The sequence below is a fragment of the Natrinema sp. LN54 genome (assembly GCF_052439245.1).
GTDB lineage: Archaea > Halobacteriota > Halobacteria > Halobacteriales > Natrialbaceae > Natrinema > Natrinema versiforme_A.
Genome location: NZ_JBQVRP010000001.1, coordinates 855008 through 872573, shown reverse-complemented (window position 1 = coordinate 872573; position 17566 = coordinate 855008). Strand labels below are relative to the sequence as shown.

The following is a 17566-nucleotide window of genomic DNA, read 5'->3' as shown; positions in this document are numbered from 1 at the left end:
TCGGACAGTCGGATTCGCCGACTCTCAGGTCGCCGTCGCCTCGAGGGTCGCCACTCGCCGACCGTCGATCGCGAGCGTAACGGTAACCGAATCACCCCTTGCGAGCGGCGGGGAATTCGTGTCGGCGACCGACAGACTCGCTCGCTCCCCGACCGTCCACTCCGAATCCGCTCCCGAGTTGAACGGGCCCTCCGGCGTCCCGTTGAAGCCGCTCGCACCGGCATAGGGGACCGGCGGCTGCTCGGCTAGCTCCGTCCCGTTTACCGCCACCGTTACCGACAGCGCCTCGACATCGACGGCGTCGCCGGCGACGTGTTCGATCGAAATCGACGACTGATCGCCGTCGGCCGAGAGTTCGAACGTCGCGGTCGACCCGGGCGACTCGAGCGTCCACGCGCCAACGCCGACAGCGATAACGGCTGCCAGACAGACGGTGAGAGCGACGAGAAGGAGTACGCCGATAATCGGACTTATAGCGCGCGTCTCTCCATCGGTTGTCGTGTTCGATGTCGCCTGTCTAGTCACGAACCGTTCTTGCCGCGCATTATGGGATAAAAGTCCGGCCGCTCGTCATGGACGCCAACTAAAATCCAATCCTATAAATATATTGGAAGGTGGCTTAGATGCACGTACTGACTATCCTAACTACTCGAAACGGTAGTGTTAATACTGTCTCCCGTAGACATTCGTGCCGTCAGTTCGTACTCGCCCGTCGGTGGCACGTACCAGAGACTGTCACTGCCCTTGGTCTCGCCCACTTCGAACCCATTTATTACGATCGTCGCCGATGTGGGCTCGGTGGTCTCCGAATCGGTGACTGTCACGTTGACCGGTCCGTTCGCCGTGGTTTCTTCAATCTTGATTTCTGTTCCGTTCTTGACCATTGTCTTTGTCTTCCCGCTCTTCGGTAGTGCTTTCTTGTTCAAGGTCTGCATCTCCCGATAGATTTTGCCTGTCCCACCGTCGAGATATGCCTCGAGATTGCCGTGGTCGTGGCGGATATCGAATAAGTACAACTGGACCGTCGTATGCTCGTCGAACGACGGTGACTGACCGGTATCGTACGCCCACGGGTACTGCTCTTGGGCGTACCCATAGGCTTCCAGCGTGTTGTTAAACTGGGATGGCTGCGCGCTAGTGCGGCTATCAAATCTGGTCGCCTCGCGGATGTAATCCTCGTCGAGCGTCGAGATGACATACCCGTTTTCGGACGTTTCGACAGTAATATAGTTGTTAGCCCCGTTCTGAGTGTTCCCGTACGCCGCCAACTCCAACTGTGACCGAATTTCGGTCCGGTGCATCTCGAGCCTCCCTTGCTCGTCTTTGATCGACAGCGATACGTTTGAAACCAGATCAGACCGTTCCGCGAGTTCGTCGAATTCCTCGGAGAGTACCGACGCTTCTCTGTAATTTCGAAGCAGCGTCTGCAGCAACTGATTGGTCGATATTTCCCCGCTTGCGTGTGCACGTACAGCCCGTTGTTCGCGCGCCTCGAGAGCGTCTGATCGTTCTGTCAGCCGATCGTATGCGCCCTGTAACAGCGCACGCCGCTCTTCGGACGACGCGTCGTCGAACTCCCGGTCGATGGCGGCGTACTGAGTCTGATCGATCCGGAGTTTGTCGTCCGTACTTGCAAGCGTCGCGCCGAGGTCGGGCCCGTACTCGGTGTACTCGCTTCTCGAGGGTTCCCCGAGAGAGAGGCGATTCGTCGTGTTTTCTACCGGCTGCGGACTCGAGTCCGTCTGGGCGGCGCTCGATACCTGATTCTGCAGCGGCGTCTCGGAGAGCGTATTTGTCGCACTCCCGGAGTCCGCCATTCCGGGGGCGACGGTCAGGGATAAAACCAGAAGCAATGCGAGGAGGGTCGTGATCGCGCGGTTCATCGACCAACCGTATGCTCTCCTGATACAAAAACCGGTCGCACTGCTATTGCGGCTAGATTACAGCGGATAAACTGCCACTAACAATGGGTCGGTGCTGTCAGCAGAACTCCTCTCTCCCGTCGAGATGCTTTACATCCGCTGGTAACGTTTTATTTTTCGATGGAAAGGGTTTTTCCCCCGGGGGTCCACCCTGCTGGTACGCATGCGGGTATCCGCCGCCATCACACTCGCCCTCACAGTCCTCCTCACGCTGTCTCTCTTGGGGGCGGTGGCCGCTACACCGACTGCGTCCGCCTCGCCACCCGTGTACGAGCAGACGGATACAGTCGCCGACCGGTCCCCAAAACCGTTGGAACGAGCACCGCCATCCCATCAGTCGATCGACTCCCCCGGACAATCGATTGAGCCATCACTATCGGCCGCAATGACGGCACAATCGGCTGATTCACTCGATGCACCAGATCCGCAGCAGGTCATCAGAATCGCTGTTCGCGATAACGGCGATGTCCGGTGGACAGTCGAGAGTCGCTTTCTTCTGACGAACGAGAGCGACGCCGCCGTTTTCCGAGAGTACGCCGAGAACGTCACCTCCGGCCAGCACGACGTTGAGTACGATCTCGAGCAGTTCGAGCACTTTCGACAAATGGCACAACAGCGGACCGATCGCGAAATGACGATCGAAGATGACCAGTGGGACGAGCCGCGTATTATCGAATCGCCCGACGATGCCAACCTCAGCGACGAAACGATAGCCAACAACGAGGATGTCCGGATCGGCGTGCTCTCCTACTCGTTTACGTGGACGAACTTCGCCACTGTCGACGGCGATCGGATTCACTTTGGTGATGCCTTCCAGACAGAGAGCGGCACGTGGATCGGCTTGAGTGATGGACAGCGTCTCGTGATTGAGACCCCATCCAACTTCGCCCTCGAGACGCCAACCCGCCTCACGTGGAACGGTCCCTACGAGTTCGACGACAGCGAACTCGAGATCGTTTTCGTCCGGACCGGGGATTCCCTGTTGTCGATGCCGGGATGGCTGATCGGCGGTCTGCTCGTAATCGTTGGTATCGGAGCCGGCGGGTACTTGTTAGCCCGGCGTGACGACCAGACTAAACTCTCGATTCCGACCGATCGACTTCCGTCGTTAGCCGGCGTTAAAATCGGCACCCGTGGTACTGATGGAGAGGGTTCCGCTACCGCGGAGTCCACCGGTTCAGATTCAACAGCTGGTCTCCGATCCGACTCGGGCGCTGTCACCGCTCCGTCCGACAGTGCTGCTCGTCCAGGTGGAACGAGTCTCGAGTTCGAGGAACCCGGCGACGATATCGATCCCGAACTGCTGAGCGACGAGGAACGCGTCCTGCGACTGCTCAAGCAAAACGGCGGGCGGATGAAACAGGCGTCGATCGTCTCGGAGACCGGCTGGTCGAACGCCAAGGTGTCGCAGTTGCTCTCGAAGATGGACGACGACGACGAGATCGAAAAGCTCCGGATCGGACGGGAGAACCTCATCACGTTGCCGGGCGTCGATCCGACCGAACTGGACTGATCGATCGCCTCGACAGCGCCGCGGTGACGCTCAGTTCTCGCTCGAATCCGAGTCGGTAGCGGTCGCGTTCGAGTCGTCAGCGCTCGCGTCCGGGTTGTACTGGATGTCTTGCCCGACGGAGTCGTAGATATCGTCCCAGTCTTTGTCCTCGTCCAGCAGGAAGACTTCGACGGTCAGCGATCCCTCGCCGAACTCCTCGATTCCGTCGGGTCGGACGTCGATATGATAGGTCCCGTTCTCGTCCATGCGAACCTCTCCCGTGCGCTCGATCAGTTTCTGTTCGTCCTCGTTGATCTTGACGAAGAAGTACGGTTCGCCGATCACGTCTCCGTGTTCCGGCGGATCGACGTTCTCCATACTGGTGTTGGCGGTGACCTCGAGGTTGAAGTTCGAGTAGCCGTCACCGCTCTCTGCGGGTTCTGTATCGACGAACTCGACGGATTCGATCCGGTCCTCGCGCTTGTCCTCGAGCGGGCGGTTCGGTTCCTCTGGCGGGTACCACTCCGCAGTTGCGGTCTCGTCCGTATCTGCGGTGTCGGTTCCGCCGCCCGTGTCCGTGCTCCCATCGGTAGCGTTCGGATCGGCGGCGTCACCGGAGTCGGTTGTCGCGTTGTCGGTCCCGTTCGCGCCCGTCTCGCTATCGGTCAACGGCTCCGTCTTGTTTTCGTCCGACGGTCCGTCAGTTTGTGACCCTCCCAGAGCGCTACACCCGGAGAGGGCGACGAGCAGTGCGACCGCGACGACAGCGATGGTTCGGGATTGCATCGTACTCCCTCGTTCCGGGACGATCGCCATTATTACAGTCCGGATAAACGGCTCCGACTCGTTCGACGAGAGACGGCAGAGAAATCGCTCGAGACGGTCGATTTTCGAATTTGCACGCTGTAGAACGATCCGTCTCGTGTCCGAACCCGTTGCCAACGACCGTTTTCGCTCGAGTTCACTCCGTTGTACCCTCGCACAAAAACACCGACGGAAAAGTCGCTCGCTCCGCTCACTCGCGGTCGTTACGCCAGCGGCGTCCGCTCGACCACTTGCCCGTCGTAGGTGGGATACTGCTCGACGATTTCGCCGTCCTCGAGGTCGCCCTCCTCGATCATCTCCTCTAAGAGCCACCAGGCGACCTCGACGTGGTCGGTTTTGACGGTGTAGAACTCCTCGGGGACGCCCAGCGCCTCGAGGCGGTCGGGGTCGGTATAGGTCTTCCCGTAGACGAGGGTGCCGTCGTCGGTGATGTCGTCGAACTCGCGGCGGACGTTGCGGGCCATTCGCTTGAGACGGCGGCGGTGCTGGGCCGCGTCCTTGAAGACGGAGGTACAGAAGTAGACCTTCTCGTGGTCGCCCATCACCTCGAGGATGTCCTCGCGGGAGCCGTCGACGGCGCTCATGTGGTCCTCTTTGAGTTCGAAGCCCTGTTCTTGCATCCGGCGGTAGTTCCCGTCGGACATCTCGAACTCGTTGACGTTACAGAACTCGGCCGCGCCCTCGTCCAAGAAGTCGAGGAACTCCGTTTCGGCGCGGATGCCGGGAATTTCGAACGCGGGGGTGAGTCCCTCTTCGCGGGCGATGTGGAGGATTTCCTCCCACTCGGTGCCGTGGAGGTCGCCCCACTGCTCGTACGGCGGGTGGAAGCGAATTTCGTCGAGGCCGGCTTCCGAGAGGCGGCGCATGTTCTCGCGACCGCCCGTGATACCCGTGTAGAGGTGGGTGTGGTGGTCCTCGCCGAACTCGTCTTTGAGAAGCTCGAGGTAGTGGCAGGTCCGGTCGAGGGCTTCCTGCGGTTCGCCGCCGGTGATCGAGGTGCCCAGCGCGTCCATCCGGTTGGCCTCGATCAGGACGTCCTCGTCGCTCTCGACGAGTCGCTCGTTGGCGTAGACGTCGGTGACGTTCTTGCGGTTCTCACCGAGCGGGCAGTAAAAGCAGTCGCGCTGGTCGCAGTAGCCGTAGACGAACAGCACCATCTTGCCGCCCTTCGCGCACTGCTCACAGCCCTTCGAGATCATTCGAGGGTACATACCCACCCGAGCCTCAAAAGCCGTGCGAATCTACAGCGCCGCTGTGCCCCGTTGGTCGGGTACATGGCTCCGCTCGATTCGCGTGGCGGCCACATACTATTAGACGGTCCGCCCGTACTGTGACCTAACCGATGCCCGGTGGGATCCACGTCCTCTGTGTCGACGCCGACCCCGATAGCCGTGCGTCAACGGCCGCCGCGCTCGAGCGACGGCGCGCCGATATCGACGTGACGACTGCGAAGAGCGGCCGCAAGGGTCTGGCGGTCTTCGACGCCGAGAGCGATGCCGAACCCGACCGGACCGTCGATTGCGTCGTCAGCGACTACGAGCTGCCCGGCGTGGACGGCCTCGAGTTGCTCGCGGCGGTGCGAGAACGCGATCCGACCGTCCCGTTCATCCTCTTTCCGAGCAACGGGTCCGAGGCGATCGCGAGCGAGGCGATTTCCGCCGGCGTCACCGACTATCTCCGGACGGGGTCCGAAACGGACCAGTACGCCGTACTGGCGAATCGCGTCGAAGACGCCGTCGAGAAACGCCGCGCCGAGCGGGCGCGACGCGAGGGCGAACGCGAACTCGCTCGGCACGAGCGGCTGATCGAACTCGTCCCGACCGCGCTCTTCGTGCTCGATGCGGACGCGACGATCGGCTGGTCGAACGAGGAGTTCGCCGACGCGTTCGCGGAGGACAGGGCGGACCTGATCGGGACGCCGTTTCCGAAACTCGTCGAACGGGGGTACTACGACGAGCGCGTGACGACCAAGTACACCGAGGAAGTCCGCGGACTGCTCTCCTCGTCGGTCGACCGCGAGCGGGCGAAGTATCAGGTGCGATTTCACGCGCCGGACGGCGAGGAGCGAATCCACGACGTCCACACCAGGCTCCTCCCGCTCGAGGACGGGGAGTTCACCGGGACGATACACGCGATCCGCGATATCACCCGCCGGCGTCGCTACCGGCGCGAACTCGAGCGCCAGAACGAGCGGTTAGCGGAGTTCACCAGCCTCGTCAGCCACGACCTGCGGAACCCGTTGAACGTCGCACAGGGGAACCTCGACATGCTCGCGGAGCAACTCGACAGCCCGCGCGTCGACGAACTGCAGTGGTCGCTTGCGCGGATGGAGGAACTCATCGACGGGCTCCTCCAGTTGGCCCGGCAGGGGAAGACGATCGGCGACGAAACGTGGCTCTCGCTGGCCTCGGCGGCTCGCGAAGCGTGGTCGACCGTCGACACCGGCGACGCCCGCCTCGAGATCGCTACCGATATCGAGATCTACGGCGACGAGACCCGCGTTCGGGAACTGCTCGAGAACCTCTTCCGAAACGCCGTCGAGCACGGCTCGACGAGCCCTGACTCGCAAACTCATCAGGACGCCGTCGAGCACGGCTCGGCGAGCCCTCTGTCGCGGGCACAGCAGGACGCCGCCGAGCGCGACCCGACAGCCGCCGAGAGGTGCCACGGCGAGGAGACCGATCGCCTGCTCGTCACCGTCGGAGCCCTCGAGTCGGACTCCCGTTCGACCGACGAGGGGACGCGTCCCCACGGGTTCTACGTCGAGGACACGGGGTCGGGGCTGCCGGCAGATCACGAGTCGCTGTTCGAGTTCGGTTACACGACCGAGACGGACGGAACCGGGCTCGGGTTGGCGATCGTCGAGGGGATCGTGACGGCCCACGGCTGGTCCATCGCGGCTCGAAACGGGTCCTCCGGCGGTGCCCGCTTCGAAATCGACGGAGTCAGAGTCGCTGCCAACGCCACTGACACTCCCGTGGCCGACGAGACCGACGGTTCCGACTGAGCGAATCCGGACAGCTCGACCCTGCGTGGTGTGGCTTCGATTATCACGTGAGCAGGAGACCGGTCAGTACGGAACACGGTCTCGTCGTCCCAGAAGAGGGAAATAGCGCGGCGTGCAACCACGAGACGATGCTGTTGGTCCTCTGTGTCGATCTCGACGACGATCTCGGCCGCAAGACCGGCTTCTCGACGCCGGTCATCGGTCGCGACCCGGTCGAGGAGGCAGCCGTGGCGCTGGCCACCGCGGACCCGGAGGACTCGGACGTCAACGTCATCTTCCAGGGGTTGCACGTCTACGACGACCTCACGGAACGCGACGAGAGCGTCGAGGTCGCCGTCGTCACCGGCAACGACGAGGGCGACGTCAGCGCCAACCGCGAAGTCGGAGACGAGGTCGACACCGTCCTCGCGAGCCTCTCGACCGCCGAGGACGTCACCGCGCTCGTCGTCACCGACGGCGCACAGGACGAATCCGTCATCCCGATCATCCGGTCGCGGGTCCCGATCGACGGCGTCCGGCGGGTCGTCGTCCGACAGGCACAGAACCTCGAGTCGATGTACTACACGATCAAGCAGGTTCTCGACGACCCCGAGACGCGCGGGACGGTGCTCATTCCGCTGGGGATCCTCCTGTTGATCTACCCCCTCGCGCTCATCGGGTCCGCGCTGGATATGCCGGGCTTCGTCCTGGGAATGACATCGGCGCTGCTCGGCTTCTATCTCATCTCGCGCGGACTGGGGTTGGGCGATCGGTTAGACGCGACCGTCGAACGCGCCCGCCACTCGCTGTACGCCGGTCGAACGACGCTGCTCGCGTACGTGGTCGCGGCCGCGCTGTTCGTCCTCGGCGGCGTCAGCGGGATGGACACCCTCGAGACGGTCCGCCAGTCGACCGACGGGACCGTCGAGGTGCCGGTCATGCTCGCCGCGCTCGTCAACGGCTCGATCCACTGGTTCGCCGCCGCGGGGGTCACGACCAGTCTCGGACAGATCACCGACGAGTACATCGCCGGCTCGCTGGAATGGCGCTACCTCAACGCGCCCTTTTACGTGCTCTCGATCGCGGTCGTCCTCCACGCGGTGAGCGCCTTCTTCCTCGATCGGGTCGAGATCACCTACCTCGCGACGGCGCTGACGGCCGGCACGCTGCTCGGGATCGCGAGCACGCTGGCCTTCGCCGTCGCTGAGTCGCGGTTTTCCGATTCGGATCGAGAAGAGGGGCAACGAGGCGCCGAGCGGGTCTGAGCGGGCGATTACCGCTCCCGTTCGACCACGAACTCCGCTAACTCGAGCAGATACTGCCGGGCGTCGGGGTCTGCGACCTCGACCCGATCCAGCGCGTCGATCGCCCGGTCGGCCTCCGCCTGTGCGTGTGCGTTCGCCTCCTCGGGCGTGAGATCGGTCACTTGAACGACCGACGGCCGCTCTAAGGCGGCGTCGTGGCCGGTCGGCTTGCCGAGTTCCTCGGGGTCGGCGACGGCGTCTAACACGTCGTCTCTGATCTGGAAGGCGACGCCCACTCGCTCGGCGTACTCGCCAAGCGCCTCGACGGTGACGGGATCGGAGTCGGCGGCGATCGCCCCGAGTTCGGCCGCGGCGCGGAACAGCGCGCCGGTCTTGCGCCGGGCCAGAGTCATGTACTCCTCTTCGTTCGTCGGCTCGGCCGAGAGCTCGGTCGCCTCGCCGATACCGAGTTCGACCATGGCCTCGGCGACGACGCGGGTGGCGTCCGGATCGGCGGAAAAGAGGGCGAAGGCCTCGCCGAGCAAGCCGTCGCTCGAGACGATCGCCGGACCGTAGCCGAACTCGGCCCAGGCGCTGGTCGTGCCCCGGCGCAGCTCCGAGCGATCGATGATGTCGTCGACGACCAGCGACGCCGCGTGGACGAGTTCGATTCCGACGCCGAAGTCGACGGCGTCCTCGGCCGTTCCGCCCACCGTTTCGCAGGCCAGCACCGTCACCATCGGGCGGACGCGCTTGCCGCCGGCGAGGGCCGTGTGTTCTACTTCCGCTCTGAGCGCGTCCGGCTCGAGGCCGTCGACTACCTCGACGAGCCGATCCTCGATCAGCGCCCGACGGCGCTCCAGCAATTCCATCACACCCGCTTAGGACGGGGGTGAAAAGTACGTGACGGTTCAGTAGTGTAGTGGTTGGACCGTTTACACGGAACCGAGAGAAAATCTGCGATGTCAGTCGGTGACGGTTACTCGTCGTCGAACTGGCTGAACGTGAACCCGCTCTCGCGGTCCGACGGGACGGCACCGCCGTCACCGCGGTCGTCGTCAGTGCCGTCTCCAGCGTCGCTGTCCCTCGGTTCCGAGTCCGCCACCGCGTCCTCTTCGGCGGTTTCAATCTCGGTCTCCGCCTCGTCGAGTTCGGCGGCGTCGGCCCCGTCGACGGCATCGTGCGTCTCGACGTCATCGGGAACCGAGTCGGTTGCGGCGTCGGTATCGGGTTCCGGTTCAGCGTCTCGGTCGATACTACCCGCGTCCGTGATCCCGCCGTCCGATTCGGATTCGACCTCGCTGGCATCCTCATCGGACTCCATGCTCGAGTCGCTATCGACGCTGTCGGTAGCACCGTCGGCGCCGTCGATCTCCGTCTCGTCGAACGCGATCGCCTCGGCGTCGGTCTCGTAGTCGTCGGCGGAGACGTCTGCCACCTCATCGGTCTCGAAGTGATCGAGCGTCTCGCTCAGGTACGACGCCTGATCGGTGAGCGAGCTCGCGCTCTCGGTGACTTCCGAGAGGGCGGAGGTCTGTTCCTCTGCGGCCGCGGCGACGCGCTGGGCCTCGGCGGCCGTCGATTCGGAGATGTCGGTCGCCGACGAGACCATGGCGACGGCCTCCTGGGTCGAGGCCGCCTGCTCTTCGGTCGCCGCGGAGATCTCCTGGACGCCCTCGTTCGTCCGGTCGGCGTAGTCGGCGATTTCGTCGAGCGCTTCGACGGCGTTCTCGACGGAGTCGACGTGTTCGGCGACCCGGTCGGCGGTCTGTTGGACCTCCGTCGCGGTCTCGGCCGTCTGTTCGTCGATCCGCTCGAGTCGCTGCTCGATGTCTTCGGCGGTCGATTTCGTGTCCGCGGCGAGTTCCTTGACCTGCGTCGCGACGGCGCCGAAGCCGGAGCCCTCGCCGTCGCCGCCCCGCGAGGCCTCGATGTTCGCGTTCAACGCGAGCATGTTCGTCTCGCGGGCGACCTCGGTGATGAACTCGACCAGTTCGTCGACCTGTGCCATCTCCGCCTCGAGGTCTCGGATGGCCTCGACGGCCTCGGTCGACTCCGCTTCGATCTCGTGCATCCCGTCGATCGCCTCCTGGGCCGCCTCGCGACCGAGGCGGCCGGTTTCGGCCGTCCGCTCGGCGAGGTCGGCGACGTTGTTCGAGGAGGCGGCGATCTCTTCGGTCGTCGTGGAGAGATCGCTCATCTCCTGGTTGACCGAGTGGAGGTTCTCGTGTTGCCGGTCGGCGCCCTCGGAAATCTCTTGGACCGACACGGAGACCTGCTGGGAGGCCGAGCGAACCTCTTCGCTGGATGCGGTCACCTGTTCGCTGGCCGCCGCCACCTCGTTGGCGAAGGTTTTGACGTCGGCCGTCGTCTCCTCGAGGTCGGCGATCATCTCGTTGAACGCCTCGGCGATGTCCGTCATCGCCTGACTCTCGCTTTCGGGATCGAGCCGGCGGGTCAGGTCGCCGTCCGCACAGTCGTCCATCACGGCGCTGAACTCCTCGGCTTTCGCCTCGAGATGGCGGTTTATCGACTCGGTCTCGGCCCGGGCCGCTTCGGCCTCTTCGCGTGCGGTCTCGGCGGCTTCGATCTGGTCGCGCAGCGAGTTCCGCATGCTGTCGAAGCCGTCGTACAGCCGCCCGATCTCGTCGACGCGATCCGTCTCGAGATCGACATCGAGGTTCCCCTGCTCCATCTCGGTCGTCCGGTCGCGCAATCTGGCCAGCGGGCCGACGGTCTGCCGGCCGAGAACGATGCCGACGACGCCGAGCGCGATCAGGCTCGTCAGCACCATCGCGACGACGTTCGTTTCGACGTCGGAGACGACGCCGTACGCCTGCTCGTTCGGAACGGTCGTGACGGCGACCCACTGCGTGTTCCCGACGGGAACGTACGCTCGCACCGCGTCGTCACCCTGAATGCGGGTCAGCCGGCCGCCCAGGGCGGCAGCCATCGCGTCGTCGTCGACCGAGCCATCGACGGCAGACGCGGATTCGGCCTGAAAGACCGCCGACCCGTCGCTATCGAGAATGGCCGTCGACGCGGACGTGTTCTCCTGATGGAGCTGTTGGACCTGATACTCGAGCGTGCCGATGATGACGACGGCTCGATCTTCGCGTTCCGTCACCGGGCTGGCGAAGGCCATGACCTGGTCGTCGAGAGTCGGCGATTGGTACGCTTCCTGGGAGTTCCAGACGGACTCCTCGAGCCCGAGGTTCTCCTCGAAGCCGTCGGTCGCCCACGGTTCCGAAAGGTCCGCGAACGACTCGCCGCGGTAGTCGGCGTTCGTACTCGTCACGATCTCGTTGTTCTCGGTGTCGACGTAGTGGATCGCCCGCACGTCGACGTCCATCCGGGCTTGCTCCTCGACGAGTTGGCCCTGGACTTCCTGCGGATCGCCGTCCTGGAGGACCTGCGAATCGGAGGCGGTCCGCGTCTGGACCCGCATCGTCTCGACCCAGTTGCTGATCGTGTCGGCCTGCATCTCGGCGGTCGATTCGAGTTGCTCGTTCGAGTCCGCCCGAACCGTGTTGTCGATATCGACGTAGCTGACCGCGCCGACGGCCCCGATAACGAGCACGACCGCCAGAATCGATACCACGAACTTCACGAGGTACCGCCGCCTGACGAACGACGGCACCAGAGAGGAAAGCGACGCCATTACGAACTCACCCTGTCCAGTTCGGCGATACCGCCGTCCGCGCTTTCGTCGAACTCCCAGTACTCGAAGACCGCGTCGGTCACGTCGCCGTTGTCGTCGAAGTCGACCGAACTCGAGGCTCCCTGGTACGTGACGGAGTCTCCTCGGGCCGCGAGTTCGATCCCGTCGGCGAGGGACTCCGGTGTGATCTCCTCGCCGTCGCCGGTCGTAACCGCCTGCATGGCGTTTCTAATGGCGGTCCCGTCGTTTTGCCCGGCGTAGGCGTTCGCGAGTAACAGGACGGCACTCGCGTCGTAGGAGTGAGGCGTGAAGACGCCGGGTTCGGCGTCGTAGGTGTCCTCGAACAGCTCCGTGAACGTCTCGGTCCCCGGGGCGTCGACCAGCGGCGCGGTGCCGCGGATGCCGTCGAGCGAGTAATCGACCTGCTCGTGGAGGTCGCTGTCCTGCAGACCGTCGGTGACGAGGATGTCTTCCTCGGCGTCGGCACCCAGGTCGGTGAACACCTGTCCGCCGGTCTCCGGATACCCGATCACGACGAGCAGTTCGGGATCGTCCGATCTGGCTCGTTCGATCGCACCTTCGTAGGTGTCCTGCCCTTCCGTTAGCGGGACCTGCGCCGAAACCGTTCCGCCGTGATCGCTCCGGAACGAGCGCGAGAACGCCTGGCTCAACTGCCAGCCGTAGTCGTTGTTCGCATAGAGGGTCGCGGCGCTATCGTGGCCGAGATCGTTCGCCGCCCGGTCGGCGAGCACGACCGCCTGCAGCGAGTCGGACACCGCGGTCCGGAAGACCAGCCCGGCGTCGTTGAGCGACGTGATCGTCGGCGTGGTCGCGCCGGGCGAACAGCAGACGGAACGGTACGGAATGAGAACCTGCTGAGTCGCCTGCAGCGTCACGTCTGAGGCCGCCGGCCCGTTGACCATCGGATACCCCTCGTCGACCAGCGTGGCTGCACCCTGGACGCCCGTGGACGGCGAGGTTTCGGTATCGACGACTTCGTACTCGATGTCGAGCGAAATCTCGTCTTCGACCTGTCGAATCGGGAGTTCCGCGGCGTTTCGCATCGGTTTCCCGACGGTCTCGAGATTCCCACTCAACGGTTGCATGATGCCGAGTCTGAGCGTTCGGTCGGTTCCGCCGACGTCGCTCCCGTCCTCGATGTCGTTGGAGTCGAGTCCGGGAACCGAACTGAGACAGCCGGCGAGGCCACCGAGGCCGACGCCACAGAAACCGGATAGTAGTTTTCGACGATGCAGTCGATCAGACATATCTGCTCATTTGACTCACCCTATATAATCTCACTGTCTGGATATCGATAATAGTTGGAAATAAATCATCACTCGGCTCGAGATACAGATTTATTGTTGTGGTATTGACTGGTTATATCGCGACTGTTAGGGTCTAGCAACCGATATTTCTGGGAATCAGTACCAAGGGCCAGTGAGAGTGCGCTATGAAATCCTCATCACTAGTCGTACGAGATCAATATCAGGTGTATTATTAATTCTGTAGAACACCCATTTGTGTATATTGTGGTATATATTAGATGCGAGTGGAATACGCACCAACTCGTTCGGTGACAACGAGTGCCCCAGAACGACGCTACACCATCGACACGAGAAACGGACCACTGAAGCCGCGAGTAGCCGCACTGGCCGGTTCACAGGAGAGTACGCAAAGCGAACGAGACTCGAAAGAATTGAGCGTCGAGGAAACAGTGAACGCAGAGCCGTTTCCGTTCGAACCGTGTGGGTTACTGGAACTCGTCGATGAGTTCCGGCACGACGTCGAAGAGGTCGTCGACGATGGCGTAGTCGGCGATGTCCATGATCGGCGCGTTGGGGTCCGTGTTGATCGCGACGATCGTGTCGGAGCCTTTCATGCCGGCGACGTGCTGGACCGCGCCGGAGATACCGATGGCGATGTAGACGTCGGGGGTGACGACCTTCCCGGACTGGCCGACCTGTCGGTTCTTGGGCAGCCAGCCGTTGTCGACGATCGGGCGCGAGGACGACAGCGTCGCGCCGAGCGCGTCCGCCAGATCTCGAATGAGGTCGAGGTTCTCCTCTTCCTCGATCCCGCGGCCGATCGAGACCAGCAGGTCGGCCTCGCTGATGTCGACGTCGCCGCCGCCGACTTCCTCGAAGCCGTTGACGGTCGAGCCGACGGCGTCCTCGTCGATGTCGGCCTCGAAGGCCTCGATCGCGGCGTCGCCGGTGCCCTCCGCAGCGGGCCACTCGGCACCGCGGATCGTGATGACGGCGTCGCCGGAGAGTTCGTTGGTCGTTTCGACCTTCCCGCCGTACATCTCGCGGGTCGCGACGAGCGTCTCGCCGTCGTTGTCGAGGTCGACCGTGTCGGTGACGATCGGCAGGTCGAGCTGGTTGGCGACGGCGGGGGCGTAGTCGAGCCCGTTGACGCTGTTCGGCGTCAGCACGTACTGCGGGGCGAGTTCGTCGTAGAGCTGCGTGATCGTCTGCGTGTAGACGTCGTGGTTGAACTCCTCGCCGTGGGAGACGGTGTGGATCGCGTCGACGCCGTCGCGGTTGAGCTTCTCCGCGAAGTCGTCGACGGTGCCGCTGATGACCGCGAGGTGGAGGTCGCCACCGGTCTCGTCCGCCAGTTGGCGGCCGGCGGTGATGATCTCGTAGCTGACGTCGCGCAGTTCGCCGCGGCGGTGGTCCGCGACCGCGAGGATGTCCGTCATTGTGCCACCCCCTTGTCGCGGAGCAGTTCACCCAGCTCCGAGGCGGTCTCCTCGGCGCTGCCCTCCCAGAACGTAGCGTCGCTCTCGCTTTCGGGCTCGTACATGGCCGTCAGATCGAGTTCGGACTCGACGGTGCTCTCGTCGACGCCGATGTCGGCCAGCGCCTTGACATCGAGTTCCTTGCGCTGTGCCTGTCGGATGCCCCGCAGACTGGCGTAGCGGGGCTCGTTGATACCCGTCTGGATCGTCAGCACCGCAGGCAGGTCGATCTCGGTGAGCTCCTCGACGCCGCCCTCGAGTTCGCGTCGCACGGAGGCCACGTCGTCGTCGAACTCGTGCTCGAGGTGGTTGACGACGGCGCCCCACTGGTAGCCGAGGTTCTCGGCGACCGAGACGCCGGTCGCGGCGAAGCTGTCGTCGCCGGCCTGTACGCCCGAGAGCACGAGGTCGGGGTCCTCCTCCTCGATGACGGCGCTCAGGATCTCCGTCTTGGCGTTGACGTCGAGCAGGTCGACGCCCTCGAGGGAGTCGTCCCAGACGCGGACGGCGCGGTCGGCACCCTTCGCGAGCGCCTGCCGAATGGTCTGTTCGCACTCTTCCGGCCCGATCGTGACCGTCACGACTTCGTCGGCGATGCCGTCCTCCTGAAGCTGGACGGCCTCTTCGATCGCGTAATCGTCCCACTCGTTGAGGTCGGCACCGAGGTACTGCTCCGCGATTTCGGTTCCCTCGATCTCGAACTCGTCTTCGACGGTCGCCACCTCTTTGACCGTAACGAGAATTTTCATCGTTTGTCACTGCTACGCCCATACCGTAAACCTTTTCGAAACCGCACCTCACGCGGAAGCCGTTCAGTTACCATGTTTTCCGAATCATCTCATACGAGCTACGTTTGCTGGCGGTTTTCCCGGTATGAGCTACCAGCGTTTCGTTCGATCGCCCGGTGGATCTCCAAGACGGAAACGGTTTAACGCCACCGCTGGTAGTGTTGAGTATGGCAGACTGTCCACTCGCCGACGACTGCCCGAGCTTCTCGGAACGGATCTCGGGAATGGGATGTCAACATTACGGTGATCGGGGTGGCAAGGAGTGGTGTAACCACTACGGCCAACCGATCGAAGACCTCAAGACACAGCCGGTCAAGTCGGGCGAGGAAGTCGTCATCGACGTCGTCGATATGCACGAGAGCGGTGCCGGCGTCGGTCGAACCGAAGACGGATTCATCGTGATGGTCGACGGCGTCCTGCCGGAAGCCCGTGCGCGAGTCGAGATCACGCGAGTTCACAGCAATCACGCGCGCGCCGAGGAGTTGGAACTCCTCCCGATGGACCCCGACGAAGACGAATCCGACGACGAGGGCGCGGCGGTCGGAGACGACGACGATGAGACCGTCGACGACGAATCCGACGCGGACGAGAGCGACGACGGTCCCGAGCGCGAGCGACTCGGCAGTCGCGACAACTTCTGGGGCTCATAACGCCCTCTCGAGTGGACAGATCGCGCTGCGTTCGGTCGGTGGTTTGTATCCGGAGTTTCGCTTTCCTGATTCGGCCGATGTTCTTATCGACGCACCGTTCCGGCTCACACAACGTTTTCTCGGTCCCGTGCGATGGAGACGCATGGAACGCATTTCGCTGTCGAACTCGGCCTTCGAGGGAGACAACAACGCCTACCTCTTCACCGACGGCTCGGAGACGGCACTGATCGATACCGGCGACTGGACGCGAGCGACCCGCGAGGGACTCGCGGCGGCGCTCGCCGACCGCGGACTCGAGTTCGCGGATATCGATCGTGTCTTCCTCACGCACTGGCACCACGACCACTGCGGGCTGGCCGGCGACATTCAGGCCGAGAGCGGGGCCGACGTGTACGCACACGCCGCCGACGCGGCGCTCATCGAAGGCGACGACGACGCGTGGGAAGCGATGTACGACCGCCAAGAGCGATACTTCGAGGAGTGGGGCATGCCCGAGGCCAAGCGGGAGGTCCTGCGCGAGCGGATGCGCCTCGACGTGGCGACGACCGAGACGCCGACCGTGACCCCGTTCGCGGACGGCGACACGTTCTCGGTTTCCGGCACCGAACTCGAGGTCGTCCACACCCCCGGTCACGCGGCCGGGCTGTGCATGTTCGAAGCCGACCTCGAGCGCGGTCGGGCGGTCTTCTCCGGCGATACGCTGTTGCCAGTCTACACGCCGAACGTCGGCGGCGCGGACGTACGCGTCGACCGCCCGCTCGAGAAGTACCTCCGCGCGCTGCGAGGGATCACCGAGGCCGAGTACGCCCGCGCGTGGCCGGGCCACCGCGACCCGATCGACGATCCCGCCGGACGGGCGCAGTACATCATCGACCACCACGCGGAGCGCTCGTGGCGGGTCCTCGACGCGCTGGATCGGCTCGGCCCCTGCGAGACGTGGACGGTCAGCGCCGACCTGTTCGGCGAACTCGACGACATCCACATCCTCCACGGTCCCGGGGAGTCCTCCGCGCATCTGGAACACCTCGAGCGGGCGGGCACCGTCGTCAGCGAGGGCACCGAGTACCGACTCGCTGACGGCGTCGCCGACGAACTCGCCGGACTCGAGGACGAGCGCTGGAACCTCGAGTACTGACGCCGAGCCTCGTCGACGGAATCGGTCCACTTCTCGAGGGCCGCGAAACTCCGCCCGCGGGAATAGTCAGCCGTATCTTACAGACCGGATCGTAGATATTTCGACCCGATTCAATAC

Annotated in this window: 14 protein-coding genes and 1 pseudogene; 6 read left to right on the top strand and 9 right to left on the bottom strand. The window is 63.8% G+C overall.

Going from position 1 to position 17566, the window contains the following annotated elements:
* Window positions 1-24: 24 nt before the first annotated feature.
* A complete protein-coding gene (locus tag ACT4ML_RS04375; protein WP_444719757.1) occupies window positions 25-525 on the bottom strand; it encodes a type IV pilin in 501 nt (166 codons plus the stop codon).
* A 116-nt stretch (window positions 526-641) separates the two neighbouring features.
* Entirely contained in the window at window positions 642-1883 is a 1242-nt protein-coding gene (locus tag ACT4ML_RS04370) for a DUF7096 domain-containing protein (protein ID WP_444719756.1), read from the bottom strand.
* Between the two features lie 202 nt (window positions 1884-2085).
* Here ACT4ML_RS04370 and ACT4ML_RS04365 point away from each other — a divergent pair.
* Window positions 2086-2745, top strand: a pseudogene (locus tag ACT4ML_RS04365) (DUF7345 domain-containing protein); the annotation flags it as partial.
* A gap of 39 nt (window positions 2746-2784) precedes the next feature.
* Complete coding sequence (locus tag ACT4ML_RS04360) at window positions 2785-3435, top strand: helix-turn-helix transcriptional regulator (RefSeq protein WP_444719886.1); 651 nt, start codon at window positions 2785-2787, stop codon at window positions 3433-3435.
* A gap of 30 nt (window positions 3436-3465) precedes the next feature.
* On the opposite strand, the gene ACT4ML_RS04355 is transcribed toward ACT4ML_RS04360, so the two are convergent.
* On the bottom strand, window positions 3466-4200 hold the full coding sequence (locus ACT4ML_RS04355; RefSeq protein ID WP_444719755.1) for a hypothetical protein: 735 nt from the start codon (window positions 4198-4200) through the stop codon (window positions 3466-3468).
* A 242-nt stretch (window positions 4201-4442) separates the two neighbouring features.
* Complete coding sequence (locus ACT4ML_RS04350) at window positions 4443-5438, bottom strand: radical SAM protein (RefSeq protein ID WP_444719754.1); 996 nt, start codon at window positions 5436-5438, stop codon at window positions 4443-4445.
* 143 nt (window positions 5439-5581) lie between these two features.
* On the opposite strand from ACT4ML_RS04350, the gene ACT4ML_RS04345 reads away from it, so the two are divergent.
* Both ACT4ML_RS04345 and ACT4ML_RS04340 read left to right on the top strand, forming a co-directional pair.
* The gene (locus ACT4ML_RS04345) at window positions 5582-7246 is read left to right on the top strand and encodes a response regulator (RefSeq protein ID WP_444719753.1); all 1665 of its coding nucleotides are present in this window, start codon (window positions 5582-5584) and stop codon (window positions 7244-7246) included.
* Between the two features lie 128 nt (window positions 7247-7374).
* Window positions 7375-8490 (top strand): DUF373 family protein, encoded by a 1116-nt coding sequence (locus ACT4ML_RS04340; protein WP_138246693.1) that lies wholly within the window; start codon window positions 7375-7377, stop codon window positions 8488-8490.
* An 8-nt stretch (window positions 8491-8498) separates the two neighbouring features.
* Here the strand turns inward: ACT4ML_RS04340 and ACT4ML_RS04335 are convergent, their stop codons facing one another.
* The 5 genes from ACT4ML_RS04335 to ACT4ML_RS04315 form a co-directional block, all read right to left on the bottom strand.
* Window positions 8499-9341: a polyprenyl synthetase family protein gene (locus tag ACT4ML_RS04335; protein WP_444719752.1), complete on the bottom strand. Its 843-nt coding sequence runs from the start codon at window positions 9339-9341 to the stop codon at window positions 8499-8501.
* A 107-nt stretch (window positions 9342-9448) separates the two neighbouring features.
* The gene (locus tag ACT4ML_RS04330) at window positions 9449-12130 is read right to left on the bottom strand and encodes a methyl-accepting chemotaxis protein (protein ID WP_444719751.1); all 2682 of its coding nucleotides are present in this window, start codon (window positions 12128-12130) and stop codon (window positions 9449-9451) included.
* Window positions 12130-13398, bottom strand: coding sequence for an ABC transporter substrate-binding protein (locus tag ACT4ML_RS04325; protein ID WP_444719750.1), 1269 nt, complete (start codon window positions 13396-13398; stop codon window positions 12130-12132). The genes ACT4ML_RS04330 and ACT4ML_RS04325 overlap by 1 nt, the downstream gene beginning before the upstream one ends.
* 485 nt (window positions 13399-13883) lie before the next feature.
* The gene (locus ACT4ML_RS04320; RefSeq protein ID WP_444719749.1) at window positions 13884-14837 is read right to left on the bottom strand and encodes an electron transfer flavoprotein subunit alpha/FixB family protein; all 954 of its coding nucleotides are present in this window, start codon (window positions 14835-14837) and stop codon (window positions 13884-13886) included.
* Complete coding sequence (locus ACT4ML_RS04315) at window positions 14834-15625, bottom strand: electron transfer flavoprotein subunit beta/FixA family protein (protein WP_444719748.1); 792 nt, start codon at window positions 15623-15625, stop codon at window positions 14834-14836. Before ACT4ML_RS04315 ends, ACT4ML_RS04320 begins: the two co-directional genes overlap by 4 nt.
* Before the next feature lie 206 nt (window positions 15626-15831).
* On the opposite strand from ACT4ML_RS04315, the gene ACT4ML_RS04310 reads away from it, so the two are divergent.
* Window positions 15832-16314 carry a TRAM domain-containing protein gene (locus ACT4ML_RS04310; protein WP_444719747.1) on the top strand — a complete coding sequence of 161 codons (483 nt, stop codon included), beginning with the start codon at window positions 15832-15834 and terminating at the stop codon, window positions 16312-16314.
* A gap of 142 nt (window positions 16315-16456) precedes the next feature.
* A complete protein-coding gene (locus ACT4ML_RS04305) occupies window positions 16457-17449 on the top strand; it encodes an MBL fold metallo-hydrolase (RefSeq protein ID WP_444719746.1) in 993 nt (330 codons plus the stop codon).
* Window positions 17450-17566 lie beyond the last annotated feature (117 nt).

Coding starts and splice junctions, on each gene's coding strand:
- ACT4ML_RS04340 (WP_138246693.1), top strand. CDS start 7,375: ATGCTGTTGGTCCTCTGTGTCGATCTCGACGACGATCTCGGCCGCAAG.
- ACT4ML_RS04310 (WP_444719747.1), top strand. CDS start 15,832: ATGGCAGACTGTCCACTCGCCGACGACTGCCCGAGCTTCTCGGAACGG.
- ACT4ML_RS04305 (WP_444719746.1), top strand. CDS start 16,457: ATGGAACGCATTTCGCTGTCGAACTCGGCCTTCGAGGGAGACAACAAC.
- ACT4ML_RS04330 (WP_444719751.1), bottom strand. CDS start 12,130: ATGGCGTCGCTTTCCTCTCTGGTGCCGTCGTTCGTCAGGCGGCGGTAC.
- ACT4ML_RS04335 (WP_444719752.1), bottom strand. CDS start 9,341: ATGGAATTGCTGGAGCGCCGTCGGGCGCTGATCGAGGATCGGCTCGTC.
- ACT4ML_RS04370 (WP_444719756.1), bottom strand. CDS start 1,883: ATGAACCGCGCGATCACGACCCTCCTCGCATTGCTTCTGGTTTTATCC.
- ACT4ML_RS04350 (WP_444719754.1), bottom strand. CDS start 5,438: ATGATCTCGAAGGGCTGTGAGCAGTGCGCGAAGGGCGGCAAGATGGTG.
- ACT4ML_RS04320 (WP_444719749.1), bottom strand. CDS start 14,837: ATGACGGACATCCTCGCGGTCGCGGACCACCGCCGCGGCGAACTGCGC.
- ACT4ML_RS04325 (WP_444719750.1), bottom strand. CDS start 13,398: ATGTCTGATCGACTGCATCGTCGAAAACTACTATCCGGTTTCTGTGGC.
- ACT4ML_RS04345 (WP_444719753.1), top strand. CDS start 5,582: ATGCCCGGTGGGATCCACGTCCTCTGTGTCGACGCCGACCCCGATAGC.
- ACT4ML_RS04315 (WP_444719748.1), bottom strand. CDS start 15,625: ATGAAAATTCTCGTTACGGTCAAAGAGGTGGCGACCGTCGAAGACGAG.
- ACT4ML_RS04355 (WP_444719755.1), bottom strand. CDS start 4,200: ATGCAATCCCGAACCATCGCTGTCGTCGCGGTCGCACTGCTCGTCGCC.